The organism is Rheinheimera sp. (assembly GCF_965283995.1).
In the GTDB taxonomy this organism is placed as follows: domain Bacteria; phylum Pseudomonadota; class Gammaproteobacteria; order Enterobacterales; family Alteromonadaceae; genus Pararheinheimera.
Genome location: NZ_CBDIQG010000001.1, coordinates 1253044 through 1266029, shown reverse-complemented (window position 1 = coordinate 1266029; position 12986 = coordinate 1253044). Strand labels below are relative to the sequence as shown.

The window sequence follows — 12986 nt, the reverse complement described above, 5'->3', positions numbered from 1 at the left end:
TATGACCAGAAAAACTACAGTAAAAACTAAGTCGGACCGCAATTTTGACAGCATTGCCGGCAAATTCCAGCAGAATATCTATAACACGACGAAAGGCCGCTTGCGCCAACTGGTGTTGCAGCGTGATTTGCTGGAACTGCCCGTGTTAAATCAGGCGACAACCCGGGTGTTGGATGTGGGCGGTGGGCAAGGGCAGCTGGCGTTGTGGCTGGCAGCCCAGGGCCATCAGGTGACGTTGACCGATTTATCCGCTGAAATGCTGGCACTGGCGCAGCAGGCCGCAACGGCACAGCAACTCAGTTTGCAGATCCGCCACTTGTCCCTGCAACAACTGACTGAGCAGGCATTTACTGCGCCGGTGGTGCTCTGCCATGCCGTGCTGGAGTGGCTAGCAGATCCGCAACAGGCGATCGATCAGTTATGGCAGCTGGTAGAACCTGGCGGCGTGTTGAGCCTGATGTTCTATAACATTGATGCCAAACGTTTTTCCAACATTGTGTATGGTAACTTTAACTATGTGTTACGCGATTTGGCGTACAAGAAAAAAGTCAGTCTGAGTCCACAAAATCCGTTAGATCCGCGCGCGGTCAGTCAATGGTGTCAGGATGCAGGTTTTGTTCAGCTCAGTAAAACCGGTGTGCGCTGTTTCCATGATTATCTGCGTGATCGGTCCGAGCAGGAAAGTGAGTTCGATAAGTTACTGGAAGTGGAACTACGTTACAACCGCACCGAGCCTTATGCGTCGTTGGGGCGTTATCAGCACCTGTTATTGCACAAGCCGGCGTAACATCGGCAGCGGCTGTAGCACCAGCCGCTGCAGGCCGGATAACCAGCGCTAGTCGAATTCCATTTTATATAACACATCAACCGAGGTCGCGAGGCCTTGTACCGCCTCGACATACACCTGCTGCATCAGCCGGTAGCGCAGCGTAAACTCGCCAAACTGACTGAAGATCCCGACGCCATATTTGACCTGCAGCCTTGGGGATAAATAACCACTGACAGTTACTTTGGATTTGTCACCGCTGCCGGCTGTATCAAGACTCAAATCGGAGATGCCAAAGGCTTCGCCAATGGCGCCAACCAGTTGCCCCGAATTTGCGATGCCGATGCCAATCAAGCCGGTGGTGACGGCGCCATCGCCGGCACTGCTGCCGATATCCCGACCCAGCAGCAGATAAGCCAGTGCGTTGGCCTGTGGTTTAGAGGGTTCACTGAACACTTCAACCAAAGGGTTGTCGGCTAAGCCATTGACGCGCAGGCCGGCAATCACATTATCTTCAGTTTTTTCCGGATTGCGGATCGCCTCAATGGCCAGCAAAGGTTGGCTGGCCGGGCCATTAAAGGTCAGCCGGCCTTTGCGTAATTTTAAGTCCTGACCATAGGCGCGGAAACTACCGTCCTTAAGCTGAACCTGGCCGTGCAGCGTCGGTACCATGCCTTGCTGGCGGACGCGCAAATCACCTTGCAAACGGGTTTTCAGACCAAAAGCTGCCAGACGGACCTGCTCGCCAATTTTCAGGCGGATATCGGAGCTTAGTGTCCAGTTTGATTTTTCGCCGGCGCGTTGCTGTGCCGAGATCACAATTTCATCCGCACTGACTTTGGTGGCATTCTCCGGCAGGCTGTTAAAGCGGATATTGCCGGCCGGAATATCAATATTGCCGCTGACCTGGCCTGAATGAGGGCTGGCGGTCAGCCTCAGTTGCGGGCTGACGGTCAGCTCCGCATCGGTCAACTGCAACTGCAGTTTATCGCCTTTGACGTCGATCTGACTGAACCAGGCGTCCGGCGTCAGCCAATTTGCATCGCCAGTGACACTGAGTCGGCCTTCCGGTGTTTGCCAGTCACTGTTCAGACTGGCCGCAAAACCGCGGAAACTGGCCAGCAGATTAGCTTTGGTCAGTTCCAGTGGGGCTTGTTGCCCGGTCAGTTGCAGCGCATCAATAGCCAGACTGCCATAAATCGCCGGATTGCCCAGTGCACCTTCGGCCCGCAGGTTTGCGCTGAGCAGACCATCAAATTTGCTGTATTCGTTAAACACCGGCTGTAGGAATGTCAGCGACAATGGCGCCAGCTGTAAATTGGCTTTGACCGTTGGTGCTGCGCTGTTTAACGCTTTGATGTCAACATTCGCGGCAATGGCGCTGTCTTTAGATAAAGTCGCCTGCAAATTGCTGGTTAACTGAAAGTCTTTCAGGCCACCACTTAATCTCAGATCATGCCAGGGCAGATCCAAAGGCGTGGTGAGCTGGTGTCGAAGCAAGCCTGTCGTACTTTGCAGCTGCCAGCTAAGCTCAGACAAACGACCTTTAAGCCAATTCACTGCCAGTTGACCACTGACGCTGCCTTCGAGGCTGAGATTCGGCGGTAATATCGGATCGAGGCTGTTCAGCGGTAGTTGCTGCAGTTGCAGCGCGAGTTCGCCTTGTTTAGTGCTGATTAGCTTGGTTTTACTCAGGCACATCGATGCGTCGGCTTGCAGCCAGCAGGCGGTTCCCAGTTCTGCCTGTTGCCTGGCCAAATCCAGCCGGACTGGCCATGGATTTTGTAACTGCCAATCGCCCATGTCTGATTGCAGTCGAAACTCCTGCACATTGGCACGCCATTGTTGATCTTTGATGCCGGCTTGCATCGCCAACACCGCTTTGAGCTGATGACTGTCAAAAGTCAGATGGGTCTGATGTTGTTGTTGTGTCCCTTCGGATTGCCAGTCCAGCTGTTGTAACTGCCAACCAGGCGCCTGACCGTTTTTTGCGTTCAGACTGATTTGACTGCTTTTTTCACCCATAGCCGGTAACGTGGCACTGGCCGTCAATTCCGCCAGGGAATAATCATCCAGATAACTGAGTTGCCGGGCGCGCAGGTTCAGGTGCAGATCCGGTTTTTTCAGATCACCGCGTAGCTGAAAGTTCGCGTCAATTTCGCCTTCGGCCAGTGCGAGCGAATGTGCCAGATCGGCAATGTGCAAAGTCGCATCCAACGTCAGTTGTTCAGCGAGCGCACCATTGAGCTGTAGCAGATTCGGTCCGTGCTGTAGTTTCAGCCCCGGCGTTTCCAGTTGCAGCAGGCCGCTGCGAGGTTGTTGTAGGGTCAATTTACCGTCGAGCAGCAGCGGTTGCCCGCGCAGCTCGCCATTGAGCTGCAGCGTATTGGCATGCAGCTGCCACTGGCGGGCAGCATTGGCAGCAAAGTTGGCGGCCAGTTCGACCTGACCACTTATTTCGCCAGGGTAATCTGCCCAATACAGGCCGGGCTGAATACCGTTGAGTTGTAACGCAGCTGTCAGATCCAGCGTGTTTAACTTAAGGATACCACTGAGATCCGCTTGGCCATTCAGTGTGCGCAATTGCAGCGCGCTGAGTTCCACCACGCCTTGGTGCTGCCTGGCGCTCAGCGTCCATTCGGCCTGGGGCAGGGCCGGGGACTCAGTGGCGACACTCAATGTCAGCTGTTGTTGGTGCAGATCACCGCTGAACTGGATACCAAGCTGACGTAACGTCAAATCTGCTGGTAGCGGCGCCGGTTTTGTCGCTATTGCTGTGGCAGATTGAAGATCCGCTGGCGCGGTCACAGGCATTTGGACTTTCGCTGGCCATGGCCAATGTAAAGCGTCGCCATGCAAAGTCCCCTGAAAAGCCAATGCCGGGCTTAACAGATCGGTTTTCAGTTCCAGTTCCAGCGGCCATGGGCTTGTGCTGTTCAGTTGCAGTTGCCACGTGGCCAGGGCACCACGGCCGTCTATGTTGACTTTGACTGGTGCTGACAGCTGCGCATGGCTGGTTTCTAGTTGCAGTTGTAGCGCCAGTTGCTGCGCCAGTCTATCGAGCAACAAATCACCGCTGGCTTGCAGAACAGGCTGTTGCAGGCGCAGCTGCGTGTTCTGTAATTGCCATTGATTTGCACTGAGCAGCACATCGGTTTGCAATGACTGCAGTTGCAGCAAAGGGTGTTGGTCTTGCTGCAGGGTAAAATCGGTCACATGTAGGTCTGGCAGCGCCAGTTCCAGCGGTAATTGCAGTTGCAACAAGGTCGGCATGGGGTTGGTGGCAGCGCTGTTACTCTGGTCTTTCTGTAGACTCAGCCTGCTGTTTGCCAGCGTCAGGCTCTGCAGCGTCAGCCGATCCGCTGTCAGATCCACTGAGGTTTGTAAATGACCAAGCCGAATATGCTGTGCCGGCAATTGCAGTGTGCTGTCGCTGAGCTCTAACCGGCCAATGCTGACATTCAAAGGCAGTTGCAGGCTGTTCGCAGCCGGCTCGGTTGGGCTAGTCGTCCCTGTTGACTCAGACCGCGTCTGATTGACCTGAAGTTGTGTGACCTGCACCAGCGGCAAACACAGCTTACGCTGCCACAGGCAGTTCAAATCGATTTTCAGCGTCAGTTCGGCCACCGCAACCTGCAGATCCGGCTGCTGATACTGCAGTTGTCTGATCCGCACGCCCTGCCACAAGTCACCGCTCACCTGCTGTATCTGCAGTGCGGGTAGCAGTTGGGGCTGTAGCAGCCACAGCAACTGCAGACCAGGGCTGCTGCCGAACAATGCCAGCACCGACGACAATAATAACAACGCGGATAAAACACTTAGTCGCAGCCAGAGCCATACTGACTTGTTGCCACGAACCGGTGCTGCGGTCGGCTGAGTGGACTCAGATGCCTGTGGCGTTGGCTGACTCATAATTCCGGCCCCAGGGTGAAATGAATACGGAATCGGCCATTGGGTTCATGGTCCATGCCGTAGGCAAGGTCCAGACGGATCGGCCCGACCGGGGACGCCCAGCGCGCCCCAATGCCGACACTCTGTTTCCAGTCGGGCTGGTCGTTCCAGGCACTGCCGTAATCGGTAAACAGCGCCAGCCACCAATCGCCTTTAACCCGGTGCTGATACTCGAGGTTAACCGTCGCCAGCCGAATGCCTCCGATCAGTTCCTGCTCAGCATTGACCGGCGCTATCGTCTGATAGCCATAGCCGCGTAAGCTACTGTCACCGCCGGCAAAAAAGCGTAATGATGGCGGAATATTGGCAATTTGTTCCTGTAGTATCGCGCCCGCGTCCATCCTGACCAGCCAACGTTGGTCTTCGCTGAACGACCCAATCCAACCGGCCCGACCGTAGAGCCGGATAAAGTCGGTATCGGAACCCCAGCTGGTATTGGCGGCTTCGACCGACAGCAAATAATTGTCCGCATCCAGTGGCATGCTGCCGCCGGTGTCCCGGTTCCGACTAAAAGCAAAGCCTGGCAGCACCAGGTTGGATGTGTCGCGTTGTGCGCCCTGCACATAATCTTCGTAGAGCCAGCGCAGTGACAGCGTCCGTTGCCATTGATTACTCAGCAGCCAGTGGCGTTCACCCTTGAGGTTATAACTTGTGCTGTCGGTATCGAGTAAGTCTTTGTTTTTATAGCCGAAAGACAACTGATAATAGTCATTGGCGACATCGCGTAGCGGGAATTTATAACTCGTTTCCAGATTTTGTTCACGCTGTGACAGTTCTAAGTCTGCATTGAGGCTGTGACCTCGGTCATTTACCCAGGGTTTGAACCAGCTGGCTTTGAGTCGCGCGCCAACGTCAGTGGCATACCCAAGACCGGTTTCTACACTGTTTCTCACGGCGGGTTGAAGCTCAATGGTTAACGGCAATGCGCCGTCTTTACGGTTATCGGGGTCAGCGATGAGATCCACACTGCCAAACCACAGCGTATTGGCCAGATTTTGACTGAGTTTAGCCAGCCGTTCGGCCGAATAAAAATCACCGCTTTTAAATGGTAATAGCGTTTGTAACCGGGCGTCGCGGATCTGGCCGCCGACGAATGTGATGTCGCCAAAGCGGTAGCGCGGGCCACTTTGAAAATGCAGATGCATTTTGCCGCGCCGGTCGCCGGGTGTGACCTCCAGTTCAGCGCGACTGAACTCGGCGTCAAAATAACCTTTGCGATGCGACAGACTGAGCAAGGCTTTTTTGTAATCTTCGTAGATGTCATGGTGCATCCGCTCGCCTTTGCGCGGAGCTTTGGCTTTTTGCAGCGCCAGAAACTCCGCATCGCGCACGGCTTCGCCATTGAGTTGTATATCTGCAACATCGATAAACACATATTTACCGGCAGTAATTTTGGCCAGTAACACATAGTCTTTACCGTCGGATTTATCTTCAAATTCAATCAATACCTGATAGTAGCCGAGGCCACGCAGCGCTTGTTTGATTTCACGTGCCACGCGGTTTTTAAACCGGGCTGATTTATTGATTTGGGCGGGACTAAATGCCGACAAATACAGCTCAATATTCTGCCGGCGTTCGAGGGTCACGCCTGTGAATTCAATGCGATTGGCAGCCTGGGCCTTCACGCTGAAAAAAAGCGTTGGGAGACACAGACATAGTAGTAATAAATTCAAAGGCTTGAGATAAGGCAGAATACGAACTCCCTGTCGTCAGCGACCGGCTCAGTGTAGCGGGTTACGCATTATTTGCCTATTGGGCTGCGGCCTGGGGCCGGAAGTTCCGGCCCCAGTCTACAATCAGGCATCAACTGGCTGATTTTCGTCCAAGACGTCGACTGCCGCAATGACTGTATCCTGACTTGGCAGCTGTTCACAGATGATCCAGTCTTTTTCGTCGACCCAGTTTTGTGCGCCATTTTTTACGGTACGGATGGGCACAATATAGCGACAGCTGGTCTGTGGTTTGACCGAGGCAAAAATCGGCACAAAACCAAAATTCAGCGCCGTTTCAATCAGCGCCTGCTGGTTGTGTGGATCGATGTCGGCGGCTTCGTCGATGTAGATCGGAATACGGTATTTTCCGCGTTCGCGCTCAGCCAGCAACTGGCGGATAAACAGCATGCCACACAATAACTTAATCGTGATGCGGGTGCCGTTGGAACCTGCCGAATCTATTTTGTCGAAGAACTCCACATCGCCGGCGCGGTTAACCACTTTAAAACGGATATCAAATAAATCCGATAGGGTCAGACCGCCTTTTTCGCTGGCGGCCTGGATCAGATAATCTTTCGCTGAATTGATATCACGCTCAGCACTGGTGACGCCCGGCGCCAATAAATCCAGCGTGTCGCCTTGTTGATAGGCATCCGAAGTCGCCAAAATGGTATCGATATGGCCGACTAAGACTTTGCGGTCAACGATCTCGATTTTAAAATCCTGCAGATTCGAGATCTGATGGCGCCAGATGCCGCGGTTAAAGCTGTTCAGCTCGCGGTGCAGTCGTTCTAGATCTGAGCGTAACCCTTTGAGCGTACTGGCCACTTCGGTCAGGGCGACACGGGCGCGCCGTTCAATCGCTTCACGTTCTTTATCGAGGTGATGAAAAGCACTGATCAGTTTCTGATATTTGCTTTCTTCGTCGGTTTCCGCTTCAAACTTGCTGATGCCGGCATTAAAAATAAACAAATAGGTATTTTTAATGTTGATTTCCAGCAGCTTCAGCTCCTGACAGTGTTTGTTGTAGCTGCGCAGCTCATCGGACAGATTGTCGTATTCCAGATTGATCTCAATCGGATAGGGCGTTACCCGGCCGGAATAGAAATCGAGCTGGAAGTCGATGCGATCTTTTTTCTCGTGTTCGATACGCTCCAGTTGACGTTTCAGCTGATCTTGTTTGTTGGTGATGAGATTGCGCCGGTCCGACAGGCTGCTGGCTTTTTGCTGCACTTGCGCCAGTTGTTCGTGCACAATTTCTTCTTCCTGCGTCAGCTGTTCGGATAACAGTTGCTGCTCGTCGAGCAGCTGCGCCATTTCGCTGTAGCGGGCAAAACGTTTCAGGTCTTCTTCTGCTTGCAGCATATCCTGATACAAACGTTCTTTTTCGCGGCTTTTGCCGGTAAAATCCTGGGCGACTTCTGCTTGTTGCTCTAAGGTGGCGAGCGTCAGCTGCAGCGCTTCAATCTGCTCTTTGAGTTGAATTTTACCTTCGCTACCGGCCATATCCGGCGCTGCTAAATGGCTTAAATCGATGCTGATGCCGGCCAAATGCAGTTTGCCGCCTTTGAAGGCGTCGGCAATAAGGCCTAACTGCTCGGCAAACGCATCGTCGTCGCTAATCACCACATCGCCGCCGCTGGCCGTTGATAACGACAGCACATCCGGATTCAGTAACTTGGTCAGCTGCTGTACTTCACCGAGTGACAAATCTTCGCGCAGCCGGGAATACAGGTTGTATTCGAGGTTTTTCAGCTGCAGTTTCAGACTTTTCAGTTGTTTCTGCGTCTGCTGTTGCTGGTGCGCCAGCGTCGCCGGATTTAAGTTAGCAGCGCCTTGCAGGCTGTGGCTCAGGCTCTCGTATTGGGCGCGGATATTGGCCAGATTCGACTGCAGCGTCGGCAAGTTGGTCAGGCCAAAACGCTGTGCCAACGCATCATGTTCGTCAAACCAGGTTTTCAGGCCAAGTTGCTTGCTGGATAACTCTTTGATTTGGCCAACATAAAGTCGCTGCTTGTCTTCCAGCTGATGTTTTTCCTGACTGAGCGCTTCGAGTTGCGAACCGAGTTCCTGCTGTTGCTCGTCTAGGTAACTCTGAAATTCGATCAGGGCTTTATCCAGTTTTGGCGCATACGCGGCGAGGCGGCCTTTCAGTACTGCGCGGTTGTCGAGCAGATTTTCTAAGGCTTCAACCGCTTCCTGTTGATTTTCCAGTGCTTTGAGCTCGCGCCGGTCGCGATTCACCTTTTCAAACGCATTGTGCCAAACGGTATAAAAATCGACTTTGGGGTCGCTCAAATGGCGGGCAAAAACCGGTAATAACAGGCGTTTGACGTCCTGCGCCGTCAGACGGTGCAGGTTCAGAATACGGCGGAAAATGTCTTTATACACCGGCGCATCACTGACGTTGGTCAGTGGGATCATCCGCAAATTAATTTTGCTGTCGTATGGCGTGGCGCCGCCGGTCAGCATGGCGTTTAATTCCGACGGCTTTAATTCCAGCGGTTCAAAGCCTAAATTACGCAGGTGATGATCGAGTTTGTTGTAGCGGATAATGCTGTTTTCGCTGACATAATGCGCGAGGTCGAGTTTGCCGCGATAACAGAAATACTGGAACTGGTAGCCGGCAATTTTGCCAAGACCAGCCACGCCAATCACCACCGGGCCTTCCGGCAGGTTGGCTTCGAGCAGGATATAACTCTGGTCAGTACCAAAATAAAATTTACGGGTTTCGTCCAGATCGTGGCCGTCCCATTCGGTCAGCCGTAAATCGTTAATCAGCGGAAACTGCAGCGCATTGATCACCGAACTCTTACCGGTGTTATTTGGCGCACAAATCGATGCGGCGTCATCCAGTGGAATGACACATTTGGCATAACCGGCGGTGTTTAACAGGGCCAGTTTGGTTAAGCCATATAACTCAGACATTGGTGTGGCCCTCTTCTTCGGCTAATGAATCGACGGCAACTAATGCATCGAGATAACGGTATAGCGGTGGTAACAACTTAAAATTGTCGCCCTGCGTTTTGGCAAAACCATACCGCAGCATCCGGTTGCCGACTTCACGTTTTAAATCGGTGGCGGAGTAAATTTCCAGCTGTTCAAACAAGTGATATTGCTGCTGCAAAATGCTGGATAAAATCTCGTGATTAATTTCGGTTTCGAACAGCGCGCGCAGCGGGTCCTGGCCCTGGTCGGCAAAAAACTCAACCAAAGCGTAAGTCGTCAGGGCAAACAACCGCGAAATTTTACCCATATTGACGGTCGCGTCATCGACATCAAAATAGAAAAAACCACGGCTGTCGCGTTTCAGTTGATTACCAAGTGCAGCAAACAACGCGCTGTAGGCGTCTTCATTCGCGTCAAGCTCGGTCCAGAGCGCAAAATCCTGTTCACTGATGTGATAACCGGTGGTCAGGCGTTTAGAGATGTCTGCCAGGTTTGGCAATTTTTCCAGATCAATCTGCATCATTTATGTCCTGTCGCTGTGGCGGGTGACAAAAGGATGGAGACGCAGCCGGAAGCCATTGACTTCCATTTCACTGACGTCGTCCTGATGTTCCAGTTTTAACGCCGGAGCGCGACTGAGTTCCTGATATAAAAATAACAATTCGTCGACCGGCAGTTGCGGGTAGCTATGCGCCAGCCATTGAGATAAATCGGTATTAGATTTTTGCGTGCGCGCCGATTTCAGTACGTCCTGCAGATCTGGTACGCGGATATTGGCACCGGGCTGACTGTCGACGGCATCCGGCAACTGATAGTTGTCGTCCTGGTAGTCGACCAGTTCTGCCATATAACTGGTGATTTGGTTCGCGCTGCCGAGGCTGAATTTCTGGTGATCCGAGCTGAATTTTGCCGCAAGTTGTTCCATTGTCGGCTCAAAGCCCTGTTTGCGCAAAGTCGCCAGTACCAGACTGGCATTGCGCGAGATCAAAGTGTTTTTGCGCAGTTCTTCGCGCAGCGGCATCAACACATCAGTGCTACGAGTCAGCGATTCACGGCCAATCTGGTTCATGTCGAGCAAGCGCGTGCGCAACTGCACCAGCGGCTCTTTGTCACCGGACATAAAGCCAGTATCTTCAATAAACTGCACTAAATCAGACAGACAATGTTCCAGAGTTTCAATACTGTGCTGAAACGGGCCATTGATGTCGATCATCTGCAGCACCGGCTCGATGTATTCATCAAAGGCTTCCATCACGGCGGCGTAACGGCGCGCCAGCGACATATTGCTGTCATCGGCCTTGGCTTTATCGACCAGATGCAAAATGGCACTTTCGTTTTTGCGGAAATGTTTGACCACTTCACGCACCCGTTCGTCCATTAGCCGGACAAACCGGCGCATCTCGTGCACATCTTTTTGCCGGACCGCACCATCGAGGCGGGCGCGCAGCCGGTCCAGCTCGTCGATACGGCTTTGGATATCACCAACAGTGCCGAGATTGTGTTCTTGAGTCAGGAACTGAATAAACTCCAGTACCGAGCGGTTCAGTTCCAGTTGGCTGGATTTAGCCTGTGGGATCAGGATGTCCTGTGCCAGCAGCTTTTGTGCTTCGCGGAAGACCTGTTCGCTGGAAAGCTGCGGAAAATAGCGACTGAATAACGCCTGCACGTCCTGAAAACTAAAGCTGTAGAGCTGACTGCGGTTGGCCAGCGCTTCGAGTACCGGCCAGTCGTCATCCAGGCACTTCAGTATTTTTTTGGCTGATAACATGAGGGGGTCAACTTCATCCGGTGGTTATTTGACTGATTAAAGGAGATACGACCAATTTCCAGTAGAGTGCGATGAACCGCGGTGCTAGAATGCCGCCCCGACAATATTTCATAATTTATTAATAATTGCGGGTGGTCATTTATGCTAACGGGTATTTTACTGGGCTTGGTTGCACTTGCCTTTGTGCTGATCGTTATAGAGGATATTATCCACGTAAACAAGGCAAAAACGACACTTTTTTTCGGTACTCTGTGCTGGATTCTACTGTTTATTTTTGCTGACGGTGATGCCTCGCGTGAGCATGTTCAGCATCAACTGGAACACAATTTGTTAGAAATCGCCACTTTGTGGTTATTTTTAATGTCAACTATGACTTTTGTCGCTTATTTAAATAGCAAGGGCTTTATTGCCCAGCTGGTTCAGCGCATTCTGCCGTCTGAACTGACCGAACGCAAATTGATGTTTATCGTCGCAACTTTTGCCTTTGTTTTCTCGTCTTTTGCCGACAACGTGACGGCGACGCTGGTCACCATTGCGGTAATATCCGGCGTGAAGCTCGAAGCAGCGAAAAAAATCAAATTTGGTGCGCTGATTATTTTCGCAGTCAACAGCGGTGGTGTATCGCTGATCACCGGTGATGTCACCACACTGATGTTCTTCCTTGCGGACAAAGTAACCATCCCGAACTTGCTGTGGCTGGTGCCGCCAGCTTTTGGTGCGGTCATGTTATTGGCAATTTTGTTATCGCGCGGCATGGATCAGGCGCTGACGGTAGAAAAAAATACCAAGCCATTTGAAAAGCGTGATGCGGTGATCGCCGGGATTTTTGTTGGCACCATCTTCGCAACTTTAGTGTTTAACATTCTGTTTTCGATCCCGCCGGTGCTGACATTCCTGTTTGGTCTGGGTTTGATGTTCCTCAGCGCACAGTTTTTGTTCCGCAAAAAAGCCACGCAAAGTATTCTGAACTATGTGCGTGAAGTGGAATTTGAAACGTTACTGTTCTTCTTAGGGGTACTGTTGTTGGTTGGCGTGCTGAAAGAAGTAAATTTCCTGCAGAACTTCACCAATCTCTATGCGGTGCTGCCACCGGTGCAGGCTAACTATCTGATGGGCTTGTCTTCTGCATTGATTGACAACGTGCCATTAACTGCCGCTCTGTTAAAAGCAGATCTGGCGCTGAGCACTGCGGAATGGCTGTTACTGACCTACGCCGTGGGAGTTGGTGGTTCACTACTGATCATCGGTTCAGCGGCAGGTATTATCGCGATGAGTAAATTAAAAGAACTGACCTTTGGCAGCTATCTGAAAATGGGTGGCTACCTGCTGTTGTGTTACAGTCTCGGTTATGCCGGTGTTTTTGTCATCGGACGGTTCGCGGGTTAAAGCTCACGACTGGCAAAAGACGGCGCTACGGCGCCGTTTTTTTTCGGCAAATAGGATCGCACTATGCAAACGGTGTCGCTGTTTGTCATGATTTTCCAGCCGAAACTCGTGGCGCGATCAGTGCCGTTTTGGCAAATTCTGTAATTTTATTACAGACGTCTAAAAGGCTGTTGCCTTTTACGCCAAGGCAGGGTAAGGTAGCGGCGTCAATCATTCTGATAGACCAGAAGAGGAGCGTTCACCAGGTAATTCAGTGTAGGTGGCTATACACCGCAGACTGAACGAGGGGGATGAACGCCGAGGAAAACTTGCCATAGCAGCATGTTTTTCGGTTGTCAGGGCTGAATCCCTGCGACTGTCACCTGAAACTTCGGTGGAGAGCTTCTGGCCTTTGTTGTGTCTGCAAGTAGACAACAACACCGCGCTGCTGCGTCCGGGGTTTGTTGTATCTGAT

General features: G+C 52.2%; 7 protein-coding genes and 1 riboswitch. Of the genes, 2 read left to right on the top strand and 5 right to left on the bottom strand.

Annotation, left to right across the window (positions count from 1 at the left end):
• Nucleotide 1: 1 nt before the first annotated feature.
• Nucleotides 2-787, top strand: coding sequence for a methyltransferase domain-containing protein (locus tag ACQ66Q_RS05730; protein ID WP_430455908.1), 786 nt, complete (start codon nt 2-4; stop codon nt 785-787).
• A gap of 48 nt (nt 788-835) precedes the next feature.
• On the opposite strand, the gene tamB is transcribed toward ACQ66Q_RS05730, so the two are convergent.
• The 5 genes from tamB to ACQ66Q_RS05705 all read right to left on the bottom strand — a co-directional run bounded on the left by tamB (nt 836) and on the right by ACQ66Q_RS05705 (nt 11146).
• Nucleotides 836-4678, bottom strand: a complete 3843-nt coding sequence (gene tamB / locus ACQ66Q_RS05725; RefSeq protein WP_430455907.1) for an autotransporter assembly complex protein TamB — start codon at nt 4676-4678, stop codon at nt 836-838.
• Nucleotides 4675-6342 carry an autotransporter assembly complex protein TamA gene (tamA, locus tag ACQ66Q_RS05720; RefSeq protein ID WP_430455906.1) on the bottom strand — a complete coding sequence of 556 codons (1668 nt, stop codon included), beginning with the start codon at nt 6340-6342 and terminating at the stop codon, nt 4675-4677. Before tamA ends, tamB begins: the two co-directional genes overlap by 4 nt.
• 171 nt (nt 6343-6513) lie before the next feature.
• A complete protein-coding gene (locus ACQ66Q_RS05715) occupies nt 6514-9357 on the bottom strand; it encodes an ATPase (protein WP_430455905.1) in 2844 nt (947 codons plus the stop codon).
• The gene (locus ACQ66Q_RS05710) at nt 9350-9901 is read right to left on the bottom strand and encodes a condensin complex protein MksE (RefSeq protein ID WP_430455904.1); all 552 of its coding nucleotides are present in this window, start codon (nt 9899-9901) and stop codon (nt 9350-9352) included. Before ACQ66Q_RS05710 ends, ACQ66Q_RS05715 begins: the two co-directional genes overlap by 8 nt.
• Nucleotides 9902-11146, bottom strand: coding sequence for a hypothetical protein (locus ACQ66Q_RS05705; RefSeq protein ID WP_430455903.1), 1245 nt, complete (start codon nt 11144-11146; stop codon nt 9902-9904).
• Nucleotides 11147-11287: 141 nt separating this feature from the next.
• Between ACQ66Q_RS05705 and nhaD the strand changes: the two genes are divergently transcribed.
• On the top strand, nt 11288-12532 hold the full coding sequence (gene nhaD, locus ACQ66Q_RS05700; RefSeq protein WP_430455902.1) for a sodium:proton antiporter NhaD: 1245 nt from the start codon (nt 11288-11290) through the stop codon (nt 12530-12532).
• Nucleotides 12533-12751: 219 nt separating this feature from the next.
• Nucleotides 12752-12924: riboswitch (Lysine riboswitch) on the top strand.
• Nucleotides 12925-12986 lie beyond the last annotated feature (62 nt).

Coding starts and splice junctions, on each gene's coding strand:
- ACQ66Q_RS05705 (WP_430455903.1), bottom strand. CDS start 11,146: ATGTTATCAGCCAAAAAAATACTGAAGTGCCTGGATGACGACTGGCCG.
- ACQ66Q_RS05730 (WP_430455908.1), top strand. CDS start 2: ATGACCAGAAAAACTACAGTAAAAACTAAGTCGGACCGCAATTTTGAC.
- nhaD (WP_430455902.1), top strand. CDS start 11,288: ATGCTAACGGGTATTTTACTGGGCTTGGTTGCACTTGCCTTTGTGCTG.
- ACQ66Q_RS05715 (WP_430455905.1), bottom strand. CDS start 9,357: ATGTCTGAGTTATATGGCTTAACCAAACTGGCCCTGTTAAACACCGCC.
- tamB (WP_430455907.1), bottom strand. CDS start 4,678: ATGAGTCAGCCAACGCCACAGGCATCTGAGTCCACTCAGCCGACCGCA.
- ACQ66Q_RS05710 (WP_430455904.1), bottom strand. CDS start 9,901: ATGATGCAGATTGATCTGGAAAAATTGCCAAACCTGGCAGACATCTCT.